Source organism: Aggregatibacter sp. HK296 (genome assembly GCF_980469475.1).
The window spans coordinates 561,655-579,790 of the sequence record NZ_OZ413142.1 but is presented as its reverse complement, the minus strand read 5'-3'; the positions used below and the strand labels follow the sequence as shown (position 1 = coordinate 579,790).

The following is an 18,136-nucleotide window of genomic DNA, read 5'->3' as shown; positions in this document are numbered from 1 at the left end:
TCTAATTTTTCAATCTAAAATTTATTAATACAAACTTACCTTCACTCAGATAAATACTCCGAATCACTTCTTTCAATTCCTCCAACCCCATATTTTCCTGCTTCGCATGTCGTTCCGTCAGTTCATCAAGAGTAATCGGCGACACGCTTAACACTTCAATGGTGCAGAAGTATTGATTATCTTCAAATCGACCCACACGCAAAATATCGCCTGCTTTAAAATGGCTTTCGGATTTGTCCCGAATGGTGATGGTTTTGCGCCCAGCGAGAATATCGGCTTCAAAGCGTTGGTAAAAAGTGATGTCGTTCATAAAAGTGCGGTCAATTTTTTAAGTGTTTTTTGTAACCATCCCCCTCTTTGGCAAAGAGGGGCGTTTTTTTATATCGTTATACCTGCTCCGTAGTCAACGTCCAGCCTAACTGTCTCAGTTGTTTATAACGTTCACGCGCCAAGGCTTTTGGTTGTTCTTCCACAGGAACAAAGTCGATAATTTGGTTAAAACTATTAATGTATTCCGGCAGTTGCGGTTGCAGATTAATCAGCAAATCACGGCTTTGTGCATTCCGTTTGCCCGTCCAACTAATTTCAATGGGCGTGGCATACGTGGTAGCTTCGCCGGAAAGGTTATGCGGAACGAACTCGTCGGGTTCTCTTTGCCACAACGCCTCATCAATATTGAGCGCCTGCGCTTCACTTTCACACACTAATAAAACACGTTTTCCCAAACGCCAAGCGGATGCCGCTAAATCGCAAGCAAGGCTTTCCACGGCAGACAAATTTGACTGCGCAGGAGATCTGTCGGAAAGCAGGTAAAATTGCGCGTTTTTCGGCATAAATAACACGTCCCAATTAGGAAAAATGAGTTGCAAGATTTTAGCGGAAATCGGCTGAAATATAAAATGTTAATTTCCGAAACCTTTCGCCGCCAACCGACCGCACTTTATGATCTAAGTCACAAAACCGATTTTCTGTTTGTAATTTCAGTTCATAGATGAGTCAGGCGGTGTTAAAATTTGGCTGACTTTTCATTAATAATCAATAAGAGGTAATTACAATGGCATTTCGTATTGAAAAAGACACCATGGGTGAAGTTCAAGTTCCGGCAGACAAATACTGGGCTGCTCAAACCGAACGTTCCCGCAACAATTTCAAAATCGGTCCTGCGGCATCTATGCCACATGAAGTCATCGAAGCCTTTGGTTATTTGAAAAAAGCGGCGGCATTCGCCAACCATGATTTAGGTGTGTTGCCTGCTGAAAAACGTGATTTAATCGCACAAGCTTGCGATGAAATTTTAGCAAATAAATTAGACGATCAATTCCCGTTGGTGATTTGGCAAACCGGTTCCGGTACACAATCCAACATGAACGTGAACGAAGTGGTGGCAAACCGCGCTCACGTTTTACACGGTGGCAAATTGGGCGAAAAATCCATTATTCACCCGAATGATGATGTGAACAAATCCCAATCTTCCAACGATACCTTCCCAACCGCAATGCACATTGCCGCATACAAAAAAGTTGTCGAAACCACCATTCCTGCCGTAGAACGTTTACAAAAAACCTTTGCAGCAAAATCTGAAGCCTTTAAAGATGTGGTGAAAATCGGCCGTACGCACTTAATGGATGCAACCCCATTAACATTAGGTCAAGAATTCTCTGCCTATGCGGCGCAATTACACTTCGGTTTACTTGCATTGAAAAATACCCTACCGCACTTACGCCAATTGGCCCTTGGTGGGACGGCAGTGGGTACCGGTTTGAATACGCCGAAAGGCTATGATGTGAAAGTGGCTGAATACATTGCTAAATTCACCGGTCTGCCGTTCATCACCGCAGAAAACAAATTTGAAGCCTTGGCAGCGCATGATGCTATCGTGGAAACCCATGGCGCATTACGTCAACTTGCTATGAGCTTGTTCAAAATTGCCAACGACATTCGTTTATTGGCATCCGGTCCGCGTTCCGGTATCGGCGAAATCTTAATTCCTGAAAATGAACCGGGTTCTTCCATCATGCCGGGTAAAGTTAACCCAACCCAATGTGAAGCCATGACCATGGTATGCGCACAAGTGTTTGGTAACGACACCACGATCGCGTTCGTCGGCTCTCAAGGTCACTTCCAATTGAATGTATTCAATCCGGTAATGATTGCGAACTTCTTACAATCCGCCCAATTATTGGCAGATGCCTGTGTTTCTTTCGACGAACACTGCGCAACCGGTATCGAACCAAACTACCCTCGCATTAAACAACAACTTGAAAATTCATTGATGTTGGTCACCGCACTTAATACCCATATTGGTTATGAAAATGCGGCGAAAATTGCGAAAACTGCACACAAAAACGGTACCACCTTACGCGAAGAAGCCATTAATCTTGGCTTAGTTTCTGCGGAAGACTTCGACAAATGGGTGCGTCCGGAAGATATGGTAGGCAGCTTAAAATAACGTGATGCGTTAAATTAAGCCATGAGTAAAGAAGACGGGATCATTTCCCGTCTTTTTTGCTATAATCGCGCACATAAATTTTTATGACGGATTTTTTATGAAATTAAAATCGCTGCTGTTTATTTTAAGCTTATTTCCTACCGCACTTTCTGCCCATTGGGTCAATGTGGGCACTGCCGACTATAACTGGGGGCCGTTCTTGGTTTATTCCATTGATTTGGCGACTGAAGACGGTGCATATCAGGAAAATCAATTGCCTATCATGCTTTCCTTCAAATATGAAAAGCCCGTTGAAGGTAAAAATTTTGCGATTAGCTTAATTAAAGAAATAGAATTTCTAAAAGCGGATAAAGCGAAAAGTGATGTGTGGCTAAAAGACATGCAGGCTATTTTCCCGGATTTCTCACCAAACGATGTATTGCGTTACATTGCGTTACCCGATAGAGGCTATTTCATGTTAAACGACTCGATTTTAGATCATGAATTTGATCCGGAATTTAGCCGTTTATTTGCCGGCATTTGGTTAGCGCCAAACAGCAATTTTATAAAATTACAGCCGCAATTATTAGGCAAAGAAAAAAATGCCACACCGGCAGAAGAATTTAAAACGCAACCGGAAATTGCGCCGCTGAGCGAAGATGATGCCAGTCCACAATTACCGCCGAATTTTCCGTTAAATAATAAGAATCCGGAATTTGGTTAGAATGCAAAAACAAAGGGTAGCGAAACGCTACCCTTCTTTTTATCTCAAAACCTTACGCTTCTTTAAATGCTTTGATTTGCTGTAAATGATGAGAAATTTGCTTGAATTTATGACTTTCTTTTTCATCCCACACAATGTCGTAATACGGGGATAAAACCTCCGCACTACGTTTGGAATCCAGCACGCCGTCTTCAACGGATAAAAAAACCAGACAGCGACCTTTATTCTTCATGCGGAAATTTTCCACGCATTTAGTAGAAATGTCTTCGTATTCTTCCGGACGATCGATCTTGCCCGTCATATTTTCTTGCGGGAATAAATTCGGGTTGAAAATCGCCTGTTTAATGCCGCACAAGAAGCCAATACGCTCCGCCCAGTAGCCACCCAACCCAACGCCGCAAATCAACGGGTTCTTGTCTTTCGATTCAGACACCAGTTTATGCACCTCATTCAGCAAAAAAGTCATGTCATGACGCGGGTGTAAGGTGCTGTAATTGATAAAACGCACGTCGTCATCAATAAATTTTAACTGCATGACTTTTTCATGATTACCGGGGCTGCTGGAATCAAAACCATGTAAATAAATAATCATTTTATTACTCCCACTTGATTACGGGTTTTCTGCTCTAAATATAAAATCATTTGCAAGGCGATATTAATGCCGCTGGTTTTCTCAATCATTTCAAGCCCCGGGCTGGCGTTCACTTCCAACACCAACGGGCCATTTGCCGAACGAATTAAATCTACCCCGGCAACATCCAAGCCTAACGCTTTCGTGGCGTTTAAGGCGATTTGCTTTTCCTGTTCGGTCAGTATCACTTTTTCCGCAGTGGCACCACGGTGGCAATTTGCGCGAAACTCGCCGTTCTGCCCGACACGTTGCATGGCGGCAACCACCCGTCCGCCAATCACGAAACAGCGTAAATCGGTGCCGTTGGCTTCCGCCACAAATTCTTGCAACAACACGGGTACATCCGATTGCTTTAAGGTATCCAAAATACTGACCGCACTTTGTGCCCGCTCCGCCAAAATCACACCGATACCTTGCGAACCGCTTAAGGTTTTCAAGATGGTCGGTGCGCCAATCTGTTGTACCGCATGATTAGCCTCCACTTCCATGCCGGCAAGTAAAGAATCCGGCACGGCAATGCCATGTTGTAACAACATCTGCAGGCTTAACCACTTATCTCGAGCATGACGAAAAGCCTCTACACTGTTCAAGCAAGGAATGCCTAACGCTTGGAAATAGTGCAACACGCGACAGCCCATGAGCATACTGGTCGTGCCAAAACGAGGCAAGACCGCATCATATTGCGGTAATAATTGTGCTTCATTTTCAGGATCTGCCTGGTAATACAAAGCAAAGTGCGGTGGATTTTTACGGAGTTTTATTAAGCAACGATTCGGATCCAAAATATCCATTTGATGCCCGTTTTCTTCCGCCGCACGTTTTAGCCGCTGACAGCTATATAAACGCGGCTCACGACACAACATTAACAACTTCATACAAAATTACTTTTTAATGAAACCTTGTTGTTGCAAATAAGCCAACACTTTCGGCCGAATCGGTTTATCCAAACTCTTAATCACATTACGCGACCAATCCATGTCAATGTTGCTACGCTGACGATAATATTCCGCAACGGTGGCGTTATATTCGTCAAGTTTAGTGGTATCCAACGGCTGATAAGCATTTTCAAAGAACAAGGCTTCTTTCGGCAAACGTGGTTTTGTCGGTGGATCCTGATCGGGATATCCCAAGCACATGCCCACCATCGGTAAACAATGTTCCGGCAGATTTAACAACTTGCCGACCGCTTCCATTTCATTACGCAAAGAACCGATATACACGCCGCCTAGCCCTAAACTTTCTGCCGCCAACAAGACATTTTGCGACATGATACCGGTATCCACCGCACCGATGAGCAAGACTTCCGCATAATCCAACTGTGCTGTTGGGCAAATTTGTTTATGCTTATGGAAATCAACGCAGAACACCCAAAACTCCGGGGCGGATTTCACATATTCCTGATTGGAGCTGTACGCCATCATTTGCTCACGAATAGCCGGATCGGTAATACGCACGATAGAAACACATTGCAAATGGTTAGACGTAGAGGCAAAACGTGCAGCATTCACAAGCTGTTCAATCACTTTGTCAGACACTGGCTCATGAGTAAATTGACGAATGGAGCGGTGAGCTAAAATACAATCTAACGTCGAAGAAGTGGTTTTTTTCTCAGACATAAACATTCCTTACTGTAACAAACATCAAATTTGTTCCTATCTTACACTAATTACGCGCCCTCCCCAAAACCCCTTTATTCTTTTTTAGAGAGGTCGTAGAATCGCCATACTGATTCATCACAACAAGGAAAAATTATGTTTGTTACTATTTATGGACGTTTAAGTTGCCCGTATTGCGTACGTGCGAAAAACTTAGCCGAAAAACTAAAAAATGCCGTGGAAAATTTTGATTATCGTTACATCGACATCATCGAACAGGGCATGACAAAAGAAGACATTGCGAAAATCATCGGCAAACCGGTACAAACCGTGCCGCAGGTATTAATTGACGACAAATCCATTGGCGGTTGCACCGATTTTGAAGCCTTAATGCAAGAGCAATTCCCCGACATTGCTTGATACTTCTTTTATAAAGCCAAAAGTGCGGTTAAAAATCCATTCGTTTTTCTAACCGCACTTTAACCTAGAAATATCCTTAATGACGGGTATTTTCCTGTCTTTTCAAATAACTACCATCTCACTATTTTAATCCAATAACGTGATTTCACCATTACACCGTAAACAATTCATTACACAACAACCAAAAGTATAATGTTGTTTTGATATGTCATACATCAAGCTTTTGAAAGTCATTTATCCATATCACGGCAAAGGTTCAATAGCAAATCAAGGTTCTAAAACATAGACAAGCCATTCTAAAACTTCATGGAAAATTAACATTTTGTGAGTCATATCACATTCTTTATTTTACATAGTGTAAAATTTAAAATACAATTAATGTCAATTTTTAGATACACAACAAGGAACATCTATGAATAAAACAGTGGGAAGTACGCTGCTCGTAGCTGGTACCATGATTGGCGCAGGCATGTTAGCCATGCCGTTAACCTCCGCCGGCATTGGCTTTGGCGCTACCTTATTTCTTCTGCTTGGGCTTTGGACGCTTTTAACCTTTAGTGCGTTGTTGTTCGTTGAACTTTACCAAACCGCACCAAGTGACGCCGGCATCGGCACGCTGGCAGAGCAATATTTCGGTCGCCCGGGACGGATTGTTTCCACCGCCGTATTAATTGTCTTTTTATACGCGCTCATTGCGGCCTACATCAGTGGCGGCGGTTCTTTGTTGACCGATACGCTACCAACCATCGTTGATCGTGATACCACCAGCAAAGTCGCCGTATTGATTTTCACCCTTTTCTTCGGCGCTTTTATCATTATCGGTACGCACAGCGTAGATAAAATTAACCGCGTGTTATTCTTTGTGATGATTGCCACGTTCGTGATGGTGTTAAGTTTGATGTTGCCGGAAATTAAACTCGACAACTTGATGGCAATGCCGATTGATAATGCGCTGATCATTTCCGCCAGCCCGGTATTTTTTACCGCGTTTGGTTTCCACGGATCTATTCCAAGCTTAAACAAATACCTTGGCGGCAACGTGAAAGCCTTGCGTATATCCATTTTAGTGGGTTCCGGTATCACCTTGTTCGCCTACATTTTATGGCAACTCTCCACCCACGGTTTGCTCACACAAAATGAGTTTTTGCAAATCTTGCAACAAGATGCCACGTTGAACGGCTTAGTCACCGCCACCTTAACCATCACCCAAAGCAGTATGATGGCAAACGCCGTGAAGATCTTCTCCACCTTGGCATTAATCACCTCATTCTTGGGCGTGGGGCTTGGCTTATTAGAATGTATTGAAGACTTATTAAAACGTTCCTTTAACATTAATGCAGGACGTTTTTCCTTGGGTTTAATGACGTTCATCCCACCAATCATCTTCGCCTTATTCTACCCACAAGGTTTCATTTTAGCGTTAGGTTATGCCGGACAAATGTTTGCGTTCTACGCCGTGGTTCTTCCGGTTTCGCTAGTATGGAAAGCGCGCCGCATTCACCCGAATTTGTCGTATAAAGTCTGGGGCGGTAAAGCCACGCTACTCATTGTTTTACTCCTTGGCGTGGTCATTACGTCCATCCCATTCGCCATCCGCGCCGGCTATCTGCCGTTTGTGGTGGGTTAAAAACACCTAAAAAAAGACCGCACTTTGATTTTGGGATTCAAAGTGCGGTCTATTTTTATCTTATTTTCTCGATAAAACCCACAAAAAACGCTGAACTTAGTCAGCGTTTCTTTCAATTAAATAGTAAGGTTTACGATTTTTTAGAAAATTCACAGGGAGGATTAATTTGATTTTTCATTTTGCTACTGATTTCGCGGCGTTGTTTAGATAATTCAGCGTTGCGAATAATGTAGTCGTCAACACGATTTTCGTAATCATCCCGCATGCTTTCAATAATAGTACGTACATCTCGAATCGACATATCATCACGAATATATTGATCTAAGTTTTCTAGCAACAACACCCGTTTTTGATTATCGCGAATCTTACGGTTGTTATCGTCCATATCGCGCAATAGTTTATTTTTTAAGCGATACATACGCACATACTCCAAAACATCCTGAAAAGACTTGTTGACGTTTTCCATTGATTTGCTCCCTTATAGTAAAAATAAATTGGCGATAATGTAGCCTTTTTTGTGGATTTCGTCAAAAAATTCCCCTTTTTAAAAGGGGATTATTTCCCCTCCCGATAAATTCAAAAAATTTCCGTAAAAATCATTGATTAGAAAACGGTGAGGTGATAAAACTGGAGTCAATTTTTCACTAAATCAGAGGAAATCCCATGGCAAACGTATTTAATTTCAGTGCCGGTCCGGCAATGATGCCTAAAGCAGTTTTAGAACAAGCACAACAAGAATTATTAAATTGGCAAGGCCAAGGCACCTCCGTCATGGAAGTGAGCCACCGCGGCAAATTGTTCATGGAATTAATTGCCCAATCCCAAGCGGATTTTCGCAAACTCTATAACATTCCTAAAAACTACCAAGTGTTATTTCTACAAGGTGGCGCACGCGGTCAATTCGCTGCCATTCCAATGAATTTATTGCGTGAAAACGGCAAGGCTCTGTATTTAACCAGTGGTCACTGGTCTGCTACTGCGGCAAAAGAAGCCCGTTCTTTCGGTGAAATTGATGAAATCAACATTTTAGAAGCGGGCGATGAACTCAAAGTAAAATCTCTTGATTTTAGCGATATTGCAGAACAATACGATTACGTACACTACTGCCCGAACGAAACGATCAGCGGCGTGGAAATTTTTGATGTACCGAACGTCGGCAACGCCGTATTAGTGGGCGACTTATCCTCTACCATTCTTTCCCGCAAAATAGACATCAGCAAATTCGGCTTAATTTACGCCGGCGCGCAAAAAAACCTTGGCCCGGCAGGGATCACCATTGTTATCGTGCGTGATGATTTAATTGGCAAAGCCCGTAAAACCACGCCATCGATTTGGAATTATGAAACGCAGAAAAACAGCGATTCCATGATCAATACGCCACCAACGTTCGCGTGGTATTTATGTGCTTTAGTGTTCAAACATTTATTGTCTATCGGTGGTTTGCCGGAAATCGAACAACGCAATCAGGCAAAAGCCAAATTGTTGTACGATTATTTAGACAGTAGCGATTTCTACCAAAATAACGTGGCGAAAGCCAACCGCTCTTTAATGAATATCACCTTCACGACCGGCAATGATGAACTGAATGCAAAATTCGTCACCGAAGCCACCGCAGCTGGATTACAAGCGTTAAAAGGACACAAAGTGTTAGGCGGTATGCGCGCGTCCATTTATAACGCCATGCCGATTGAAGGGGTACAAGCATTGATTCAATTTATGCAAAAATTTGCCAAAGAAAACGCCTAATCCTCTTCAAAGTGCGGTCGACATTCATCACAAAAATCTACCGCACTTTCTTTTTCTTTATGACTACTCGGAGCATCTTATGCAATATCTTGATCGTGCCAATGCAGGTGTAAAAGCGCTTTCACCTTATCAAGCCGGCAAACCTATTGAAGAATTAGAACGTGAATTAGGCATTAAAAACATCATCAAACTCGCATCCAACGAAAATCCGTTCGGTTTACCGCCCAGTGCTAAAAAAGCTATCCAAGCACAATTAGACAACCTTCATCTTTACCCCGACTCCAACGGATTTTATTTCAAACAAGCGGTAGCCAAAAAATTCGGCTTACAGCCTGAACAAATCACGCTTGGTAAGGGTTCTAATGATTTAATCGAACTCATTGCGCACACCTTTGCTTCCGAACAAGACGAGGTGATTTATTCCCAATATGGCTTCATTGTTTACCCATTAATTAGTCAAGCCTTGAATGCCAAACGGATAGAAATTCCGGCGAAAAATTATGGCAACGATTTGCCTGCTTTTCTGAAAGCGATCACGCCAAAAACAAAATTAATTTACCTCGCCAACCCAAATAACCCGACAGGCACCTTCTCAAGTGCGGTAGAAATTTCTGACTTTTTGGCCCAAGTGCCACCGCAAGTGATCGTGGCATTGGACGAAGCCTATGTAGAATTTACCGAGCAGAGCGAACGGGTGGATTCTTTCGGTTTATTAGCAAAATATCCGAACCTGATCGTGTGCCGCACCCTTTCCAAAGCCTATGGATTAGCCGGTTCACGCATCGGTTATGCCGTTTCCTCGACAGAAATTGCGGGCTTGTTAAATCGTGTACGCCAACCCTTTAACTGCAACAGTCTTGCCCTTGCCGCAGCCACCGCAGCCATTCAAGACGATGAATTTGTCGCCAAAGTGGCAGAAAATAATCGAATCGGCTTGCAATTATTGCAAAACTTCTTTGATGAAAAAGGCTTACGTTATGTGCCGTCCAAAGGCAATTTTGTAATGTTGGATTTGCAGCAACCTGCCGCACCGATTTATCAAGCACTGTTACGCAAAGGCGTGATCGTGCGCCCGCTAGCTGGATACGGTTTGCCAAACCATTTGCGTATCAGCATCGGCTTGCCGGAAGAAAATCAGCGTTTTTTAACCGCACTTAGTGATATTTTAGGCTTATAACGGACGATTTATGCAACACGCCACTTCCATTACGCTTAAGCCGATCCATCATGTGGAAGGCACGATCAACCTACCCGGCTCGAAAAGTCTGTCCAACCGTGCCTTATTATTGGCTGCGTTGGCTCAAGGCACGACCAACGTCACGAATTTATTAGACAGCGATGATATCCGCCATATGCTCAACGCCTTAAAACACCTCGGCGTGCAATATTCGCTGTCTGACGATAAATCCGTCTGCGAGGTACAGGGCTTAGGTGGCGCCTTTCAATGGCATGACGGTTTAGCGTTATTTTTAGGTAACGCCGGCACCGCCATGCGCCCGTTAGCAGCGGCACTTTGTTTGGCGCGTGAAGGCGCTTCCGCACAAAATGAAGTGATTTTAACCGGCGAGCCGCGCATGAAAGAGCGCCCGATTCAGCACTTAGTCGACGCGCTGTTACAGGCTGGTGCCGACATTCGTTATTTAGAAAACGAGGGGTTCCCACCGATTGCCATTCGTAACACCGGTTTGCGTGGTGCCTCGATTAAAATCGACGGCTCCATTTCATCGCAATTTTTAACCGCACTTTTAATGGCAGCTCCCCTTGCAGAAGGCGACAGTGAAATTGAAATTGTTGGTGATTTAGTTTCCAAACCGTACATCGACATCACCCTTAACATGATGAAAATCTTCGGTGTGGCAGTTGAAAACCAAAACTATCAACGCTTTATCGTGAAAGGCAAACAATCTTATCTATCACCCGGTACTTTCTTGGTAGAAGGCGATGCCTCCTCTGCGTCCTATTTCTTGGCGGCAGGTGCCATTAAAGGCAAAGTGAAAGTCACAGGCATCGGCAAAAACAGTATTCAAGGCGACCGTTTATTTGCTGATGTGTTAGAAAAAATGGGGGCAAAAATCACCTGGGGCGAGGATTTCATTGAAGCAGAACAAGCTCTGTTACACGGTGTGGATATGGACATGAACCATATTCCTGATGCGGCCATGACCATTGCCACGACTGCGTTGTTTGCCGACGGGGAAACCGTGATTCGTAACATTTACAACTGGCGGGTGAAAGAAACGGATCGCTTAACCGCCATGGCAACCGAACTACGCAAAGTGGGTGCTGACGTGGAAGAAGGCGAAGATTTTATTCGTATTCAACCCTTAAAATTAACAGATTTTAAGGCCGCAGAAATCGAAACCTATAACGATCACCGCATGGCAATGTGTTTCGCCTTGGTGGCGTTATCTGACACGCCGGTCACCATTTTGGATCCGGACTGTACAGCCAAAACATTCCCAACGTTTTTTGAGGAATTTTTAGCTATCGCACATACGTCCAACGACAATAATTAAAAACACAGAAAAAACAAACCGCACTTTATATTTTATCGTATAAAGTGCGGTCTGTTTTTAAGAAGATTTACGTTTCCGGCTGATAGCCCTCATCATTCAATGTCGGATTTTCGGCGCCTTGTTTTGCCAGTTGATCACAAATTTCATTTTCACGATGTCCCGCGTGCCCTTTTACCCAGCGCCAATCCACATTGTGGCGAGCAATAGCCTGATCTAACGCAATCCATAAATCTTGATTTTTGACCGGTTTGCCACTACTCGCCTTCCAATTGTTTTTCTTCCAGTTGAAAATCCATTGTGTGATGCCGTTTTTCATGTATTGACTATCACTGTATAAATGAATGTCGCAAGGTTCTTTCAAACTATTTAACGCTTCCACCACGGCCAATAATTCCATGCGGTTATTGGTGGTTAACAAGAAACCTTTGGACAGTTGTTTTTCATGTTGTTTGTAACGTAACAGAATGCCAATGCCGCCCGGGCCAGGATTGCCAAGGCAAGATCCATCGGTGAAAATTTCAATTTGTTTGCGCATATTGACTACTAATTTATTTTAAATGGGGCGATAATACCCGAAATTTTTGCGGATAAAAAGTCAAGTTATGAGTATTCAAATTAACCCGAATCGCCAGATTGTACTGGATACGGAAACCACCGGTATGAACCAGTTAGGCGCCCACTATGAAGGCCATTGCATTATTGAAATCGGCGCGGTGGAAATGATCAATCGTCGTTACACCGGTAATAATTTTCATATTTACATCAAGCCAAATCGTCCCGTTGATCCTGAAGCGATTAAAGTACACGGCATCACCGATGAAATGCTTGCGGATAAACCGGATTTCAGTCAAATTGCCAATGAATTTATTGAGTATATTAAAGGTGCTGAGTTGTTGATTCACAACGCGCCCTTCGACGTAGGGTTCATGGATTATGAATTTGCCAAACTCAATTTACCGATAAAAACCAACGATATTTGCCAAGTGACCGATACCCTCACGATGGCGCGTCAAATGTATCCGGGTAAGAAAAATAACTTGGATGCACTATGTAACCGTTTAGGCATTGATAACAGTAAACGAACCCTGCACGGCGCGTTACTGGATGCGGAAATTCTAGCAGACGTTTACCTTGCCATGACAGGCGGGCAAACCAGTCTTTTTGATGAAAACGAATCAGAAATTATTCAACAGGTTAACGAACAGCAGATACAAAGTGCGGTGGCTTTTTCACACAATTTACGCTTACTTACCCCCACTGAAGACGAGTTGCAGGCGCATTTGGAATACCTCAAATTAATCAATAAAAAGAGCAAAGATAATTGCTTGTGGACGCGCCAATCTCAAGAAGAAACCTTGCACTAAACAAATCGTTCACCGATTAAACAAGTGAGCCCCAAAGAGAAAAAAAAAGTTGACGGAATGCTCCGTCGCCATTATTATGCACCTCACCTGTGCGGAGTGGTAGTTCAGCTGGTTAGAATACCTGCCTGTCACGCAGGGGGTCGCGGGTTCGAGTCCCGTCCATTCCGCCAATTTTATCTATTCTAATTCGGAGCGGTAGTTCAGCTGGTTAGAATACCTGCCTGTCACGCAGGGGGTCGCGGGTTCGAGTCCCGTCCGTTCCGCCAATTTTATCAATAAAATCATTCTTACCTGCATTTATCTTTGAATTCACATTCTTCCGTAGAATTTTTCAAGACACTTTTAAAAATAAATACCTCCGCAAAAGCCGTGTCATTTCTCATCATGAGCAAAATCCGCTATAATGCCGGTCATTTTTCAAGTGCCGATATCAATGATCCCATGGCACATTCATTTATAAGAGGTTTTTATGACAACTCCCGTAGTTGCCTTGGTGGGTCGCCCAAATGTGGGCAAATCAACCCTATTCAATCGTCTCACCCGCACCCGTGATGCATTAGTCGCTGATTTTCCCGGTCTGACGCGCGACCGTAAATATGGCCAAGCGCATCTTGCCGGACACGATTTCATCGTCATTGACACCGGCGGTATCGACGGCACGGAAGAAGGCGTAGAAGAAAAAATGGCGGAGCAATCGTTGCTTGCCATTGAAGAAGCAGACATCGTTTTATTCTTAGTGGATGCCCGTGCCGGCTTAACGTCAGCAGATATCGGCATTGCAAACTATTTGCGCCAACGCCAAAACAAAACCACCGTGGTGGTTGCCAACAAAGTGGACGGCATTGATGCTGATTCCCACTGCGCAGAGTTCTATCAATTAGGCTTAGGTGAAATTGCGCAAATTGCCGCCTCTCAAGGCCGTGGTATCGCGAGCTTAATGGAGCAAGTGCTTACCCCATTAGCAGAAAAAATGGCAGAAGACGCAGAAAAAACAGAAGAAAGTTCGGTCGAAACCACGGATGTTTCTTCTGAAACGACTGAATTTGACGAATGGGATGAAGATTTCGATTTTTCAAACGAAGAAGACACCGCACTTTTAGATGAAGAACTGGCGCAAGAACAAACACCGGATAAACAAAACATTAAAATCGCCATTGTAGGTCGCCCGAATGTAGGCAAATCCACTTTGACTAACCGCATTTTAGGTGAAGATCGCGTGGTGGTTTACGATATGCCAGGCACCACCCGCGACAGTATTTACATCCCAATGGAGCGTGATGGCCAAAATTACACGTTAATCGACACAGCCGGTGTGCGTAAACGCGGTAAAGTGCATTTAGCGGTAGAAAAATTCTCTGTAATCAAAACATTACAAGCCATTCAAGACGCCAACGTAGTGCTATTGGTTATTGACGCCCGTGAGAACATCTCCGACCAAGACTTGTCCCTCCTCGGCTTTATTTTAAATGCCGGCCGTTCTCTGGTAATTGTGGTGAACAAATGGGATGGATTAGACACCGATGTCAAAGATCGCGTGAAATCCGAACTCGATCGTCGTTTAGATTTTATTGATTTTGCCCGCGTGCACTTTATTTCAGCCTTACACGGCAGCGGTGTTGGTAATTTATTTGATTCGGTCAAAGAAGCCTACGAATGTGCGACGCAGAAAATGACCACATCCATGCTTACCCGCATTCTGCAAATTGCGGTGGATGAGCATCAACCGCCGATGATTGGCGGTCGTCGGGTGAAATTGAAATATGCCCACCCGGGTGGTTACAACCCGCCGATTATCGTGATTCACGGCAACCAAGTGGATAAACTGCCGGATTCCTACAAGCGTTATTTATCCAACCATTTCCGTCGTAGCTTGAAAATTATCGGCTCGCCGATTCGTCTGCAATTCCAAGAAGGCAACAATCCGTTTGCCGGCAGACGCAATAAACTCACGCCGAACCAATTACGTAAACGTAAACGTTTGATGAAGTTTATTAAGAAAGCAAAACGATAAACAAAAAGTGCGGTGAAAAATCACCGCACTTTTTTATCTTCTATTTATAGAATACGCCGTTAATGGATAGCCGTTGTGCGGCATAACCTTTGTAGTCACCTCTTTCGTCATATTCAATAGTTAAATAATCAAAAAAGACCACTACGTCACCTAGTACTACATAAGGTTTAGCGTCTTTTGTTAAGATGGCCAACTCATTTTTAGTGTATTTTTTGTGAATATCCAAATTGTGTCGGGCAAACAAATCACGCAAATAGGCATCAAGATTCCATGTAACGTATTCTCCACCCTCTTTTCGTTGTATTTTTAACAAAAAATCCGGCGGGTTATTGTTGCGCAAGAAATCTCCGCATTTGACATAAGCACCATTTAATTTGCCGTGCGAATCTAAAACCGCTTCCAATCCAATCTGACAATCATCTTCTTTTGAATTAAGCTCACTAATGGTAAATCGACGATCTGCTACTTCACCGTTAAGCCACAGGAAACGGTTGTAATTCTGAATGTCCATAAACTGCTCTTGTTTATTTTCAATCTCAAAATAAGACACTAATTCCTCTTGATAACCATTCGATTCAGGCAACCATTCATAAAGCGATTTTTCTTTCGGAATACCATAATGTTGTTTGAATTCCTCAACCCATTGTTCATCTGCTCGTAACAACACTGCATAAGTTCTATTGCGAAATTCATCAGACAATTTAGCATCATTTCCTCGAGTCGCTGTCCATTGTTTAATGTGCTCTTCAGTTAATTTGCCATTGCTATCTAATAATTGTTGAGTTTTTACAAAATTATCAAAACGAGCCAATTGATCTTCGTAAGCGATTTGGTTTGCGTCAATCACAAAAGCATTACTTAATAACGCTAGCAACAGCACGCCGGCAAGAAGACGATATTGTCTAATTTTCGGCACGAGCAAAATGAAGTTCCATAATGCAAGAACCACAGCCCCCATGAGTAAATACACGCGATCTTGGGTCAAGCCATAATACTGAATGCGAATAGACATGGCATACCACAACATCACCAACGGCAATAAATTGAGCCACGGCAACAGACGATAAAACTTCTGCCATTTTTCGTTATCCAACAGGATTTGCAAGGTATAAAGCACAATGCCAAACATCAAATAAGGAAATGCCACATTGGCGATCATGCCTTCCGGCATTTTACCTTGGATCAAAATCGACACTGCATAAGCGTAAATAATCAGAGTATAAATCACCAACGCAGGGGATAAAATCCAGTTTAGCAGAATCTTGCTTAATTCATTAAAACGCCCGCTAAAGAGATTTTCTCGTTGCGACAAACTTAAATATGCCAGTGGGAAAATCCACCACCACGTCACTAACCAAATCCGAGAATACATCGACAAGGCATACATATCCACATGGAATAATGCTTGAATGGCTGCTGCCAATCCGTTGCCTATTCCACCGATGATCAGCGCAAACAATGTGGCAATCACAGCATTGAGCATATTATTGAGCAAGATGCTCATAAAAGTGCGGTTGTTTTTTGCCACGTTTTTACACAAGAAAATTACTAATACGGCAAGGTTTAAAATACCGAAACGCGCACTTTGTGTGAAATCGTTAAGATCAACCAATGTCGCCAACACTCCAAACGCGATAGGAATAAAAATACTCAAACGATAATATTTATTTCCATGGGTCAAATTAACCAACATAAACGCCATTGGCGCCCATAGCAAAAAGTCGGCATAACGCTCCATCATCGCCTTGGGTTCAGGGGCAAAAATCGGGATTGCACCACAAATTGCCACCAATAAAAGCTCAACCGGGTGTCGAATCAAAGCCTGCTTCGCAAGTTGAACAAATTGCAAGAGCCATTTTTTCATAAAATTTCCTTCTTTTTATTAGAGATTATTTCCGCTATTGGCTTTTCCATAGCGAAAATGAATATAAATAAACAGCAGTAACCCCATAGCTGCAAAGGCCGCCCCGGAAAAACCGATATTGGCTAAACCAAGATGTTGCATCACTTGATTTCCAAACAACGCACCTCCTCCTATACCAATGTTATATAGCCCCGAATAAATGGCCATGGCCACATCAGTTGCATCGGATGCCAGTTGTAACACGCGCACTTGTAAACTTAAACCGATGCCCGAAATACCAATCCCCCAAATAAATGCGAGTAAAAACATCGAAAATTGGTTCTCGCTTAGCGGCAACAATAAGACAAGAGAAAGCATTAAAATGCCCATAGAAGCCAATAAAAAAACGGTAGGCGAACGTTGATAAAAGCGATTAAACAGCAAACTGGCTATAATGCCCGATAACCCGAAAATCAAGAGAATCGCCGTAGCGGCAGCATCGCTCATTTCACCGATACGCACCATAAAAGGCTCTATATAACTATACGCCGTGAAGTGTGCTGAAATAATCAATATGGTTAAAGCATAAAGCCCAAGTAATAAAGGGCGTTTGATCAGTAACGGAAGACTGCGCAACGAGCCGGCATTACGACTTTCCAAATGTGGTAAGAAACGATAAAACAAAATTAAAATCGTAAACGCTAACACGGCAATAATGGCAAACGCCTCGCGCCAGCCGAAATATTGCCCGATAACCCGCCCAAGGGGCAACCCAAGCACCATCGCCAAAGCACTGCCAATCGCCAATAACCCTATAGCCTGCGCTTTTTTATCTTTTGGCGCAACGCGAACAGCAAGTGAGGTAGTGATGGACCAAAAGATCGCATGCGTAAAAGCAATACCGATGCGAGAAAGCAGTAATACCCAAAAGTCCCACGCCAACACAGAAAGCACATGGCTTGCTACAAAAACAATCAATAATTTAATGAGTAAACTGCGTCGCTCCAGTTTTGCTGTCATGAGCATAAAAGGCAACGACATGAGCGACACAATCCAAGCATAGAGCGTGATCATCAAGCCGGCTTGTTCCACCGGAATGTGAAAACTGTTGGCAATATCTGACAATAAAGCGACCGGCAAGAACTCTGTGGTATTAAAGACAAATCCAGCAAATGCCAGCAAAATGACACGAAAAAATTTCAGACGCCGAACGATTTCTAAAGTCGCCATT

At 43.3% G+C, this 18,136-nt stretch carries 18 protein-coding genes and 2 tRNA genes; 11 read left to right on the top strand and 9 right to left on the bottom strand.

All coding sequences use genetic code 11. The features are described from left to right. Position 1: 1 nt before the first annotated feature. A complete protein-coding gene (yqfB, locus tag AC30SH_RS02900; protein WP_489582085.1) occupies positions 2-310 on the bottom strand; it encodes a N(4)-acetylcytidine aminohydrolase in 309 nt (102 codons plus the stop codon). 76 nt (positions 311-386) lie between these two features. After that, on the bottom strand, positions 387-833 hold the full coding sequence (locus tag AC30SH_RS02895; RefSeq protein ID WP_489582084.1) for a DNA polymerase III subunit chi: 447 nt from the start codon (positions 831-833) through the stop codon (positions 387-389). 221 nt (positions 834-1,054) lie between these two features. Here AC30SH_RS02895 and fumC point away from each other — a divergent pair, with 221 nt between their 5' ends. Then, positions 1,055-2,449, top strand: coding sequence for a class II fumarate hydratase (gene fumC / locus AC30SH_RS02890; RefSeq protein WP_109128058.1), 1,395 nt, complete (start codon positions 1,055-1,057; stop codon positions 2,447-2,449). A 97-nt stretch (positions 2,450-2,546) separates the two neighbouring features. Beyond that, positions 2,547-3,152 carry a hypothetical protein gene (locus AC30SH_RS02885; protein WP_489582083.1) on the top strand — a complete coding sequence of 202 codons (606 nt, stop codon included), beginning with the start codon at positions 2,547-2,549 and terminating at the stop codon, positions 3,150-3,152. Positions 3,153-3,204: 52 nt separating this feature from the next. Here AC30SH_RS02885 and ycfP read toward each other — a convergent pair whose 3' ends face one another. From ycfP to nfsA, 3 genes are read right to left on the bottom strand one after another with little or no spacing between them, the layout of a single operon-like run. After that, entirely contained in the window at positions 3,205-3,744 is a 540-nt protein-coding gene (gene ycfP, locus AC30SH_RS02880) for an alpha/beta hydrolase YcfP (RefSeq protein WP_489582082.1), read from the bottom strand. Next, a complete protein-coding gene (locus AC30SH_RS02875) occupies positions 3,741-4,658 on the bottom strand; it encodes an ATP-grasp domain-containing protein (protein WP_489582081.1) in 918 nt (305 codons plus the stop codon). Before AC30SH_RS02875 ends, ycfP begins: the two co-directional genes overlap by 4 nt. Before the next feature lie 6 nt (positions 4,659-4,664). After that, positions 4,665-5,399, bottom strand: coding sequence for an oxygen-insensitive NADPH nitroreductase (gene nfsA / locus AC30SH_RS02870; RefSeq protein WP_489582080.1), 735 nt, complete (start codon positions 5,397-5,399; stop codon positions 4,665-4,667). Positions 5,400-5,534: 135 nt separating this feature from the next. Here nfsA and AC30SH_RS02865 point away from each other — a divergent pair, with 135 nt between their 5' ends. Together AC30SH_RS02865 and AC30SH_RS02860 are read left to right on the top strand one after the other, a co-directional pair. Then, entirely contained in the window at positions 5,535-5,798 is a 264-nt protein-coding gene (locus AC30SH_RS02865) for a GrxA family glutaredoxin (RefSeq protein WP_048750232.1), read from the top strand. Between the two features lie 412 nt (positions 5,799-6,210). Then, positions 6,211-7,425, top strand: a complete 1,215-nt coding sequence (locus AC30SH_RS02860; protein WP_489582079.1) for an aromatic amino acid transporter — start codon at positions 6,211-6,213, stop codon at positions 7,423-7,425. Positions 7,426-7,555: 130 nt separating this feature from the next. On the opposite strand, the gene AC30SH_RS02855 is transcribed toward AC30SH_RS02860, so the two are convergent. Beyond that, positions 7,556-7,891 (bottom strand): DUF496 family protein, encoded by a 336-nt coding sequence (locus AC30SH_RS02855; protein ID WP_109859429.1) that lies wholly within the window; start codon positions 7,889-7,891, stop codon positions 7,556-7,558. A 197-nt stretch (positions 7,892-8,088) separates the two neighbouring features. Between AC30SH_RS02855 and serC the strand changes: the two genes are divergently transcribed. The 3 genes from serC to aroA all read left to right on the top strand — a co-directional run bounded on the left by serC (position 8,089) and on the right by aroA (position 11,687). Then, positions 8,089-9,171: a 3-phosphoserine/phosphohydroxythreonine transaminase gene (gene serC, locus AC30SH_RS02850; RefSeq protein WP_489582078.1), complete on the top strand. Its 1,083-nt coding sequence runs from the start codon at positions 8,089-8,091 to the stop codon at positions 9,169-9,171. A 79-nt stretch (positions 9,172-9,250) separates the two neighbouring features. Next, the gene (hisC, locus tag AC30SH_RS02845; protein WP_489582077.1) at positions 9,251-10,348 is read left to right on the top strand and encodes a histidinol-phosphate transaminase; all 1,098 of its coding nucleotides are present in this window, start codon (positions 9,251-9,253) and stop codon (positions 10,346-10,348) included. Between the two features lie 10 nt (positions 10,349-10,358). Then, positions 10,359-11,687 (top strand): 3-phosphoshikimate 1-carboxyvinyltransferase, encoded by a 1,329-nt coding sequence (gene aroA, locus AC30SH_RS02840; protein WP_212509820.1) that lies wholly within the window; start codon positions 10,359-10,361, stop codon positions 11,685-11,687. A gap of 67 nt (positions 11,688-11,754) precedes the next feature. Here aroA and rnhA read toward each other — a convergent pair whose 3' ends face one another. After that, a complete protein-coding gene (gene rnhA / locus AC30SH_RS02835; protein ID WP_048750227.1) occupies positions 11,755-12,222 on the bottom strand; it encodes a ribonuclease HI in 468 nt (155 codons plus the stop codon). 67 nt (positions 12,223-12,289) lie between these two features. On the opposite strand from rnhA, the gene dnaQ reads away from it, so the two are divergent. The 4 genes from dnaQ to der all read left to right on the top strand — a co-directional run bounded on the left by dnaQ (position 12,290) and on the right by der (position 15,062). After that, positions 12,290-13,051, top strand: a complete 762-nt coding sequence (dnaQ, locus tag AC30SH_RS02830) for a DNA polymerase III subunit epsilon (protein WP_212509821.1) — start codon at positions 12,290-12,292, stop codon at positions 13,049-13,051. A gap of 93 nt (positions 13,052-13,144) precedes the next feature. Beyond that, positions 13,145-13,221: transfer RNA gene (locus tag AC30SH_RS02825), tRNA-Asp, on the top strand. Between the two features lie 19 nt (positions 13,222-13,240). Next, positions 13,241-13,317, top strand: a tRNA-Asp gene (locus AC30SH_RS02820). 203 nt (positions 13,318-13,520) lie between these two features. Continuing rightward, the gene (gene der / locus AC30SH_RS02815) at positions 13,521-15,062 is read left to right on the top strand and encodes a ribosome biogenesis GTPase Der (RefSeq protein ID WP_212509822.1); all 1,542 of its coding nucleotides are present in this window, start codon (positions 13,521-13,523) and stop codon (positions 15,060-15,062) included. A gap of 40 nt (positions 15,063-15,102) precedes the next feature. Here the strand turns inward: der and AC30SH_RS02810 are convergent, their stop codons facing one another. Both AC30SH_RS02810 and AC30SH_RS02805 read right to left on the bottom strand, forming a co-directional pair. Further along, complete coding sequence (locus AC30SH_RS02810) at positions 15,103-16,926, bottom strand: DUF4153 domain-containing protein (protein WP_212509823.1); 1,824 nt, start codon at positions 16,924-16,926, stop codon at positions 15,103-15,105. An 18-nt stretch (positions 16,927-16,944) separates the two neighbouring features. Further along, positions 16,945-18,135, bottom strand: coding sequence for a sugar transporter (locus AC30SH_RS02805; protein ID WP_212509824.1), 1,191 nt, complete (start codon positions 18,133-18,135; stop codon positions 16,945-16,947). Between the last annotated feature and the right edge of the window lies 1 nt (position 18,136).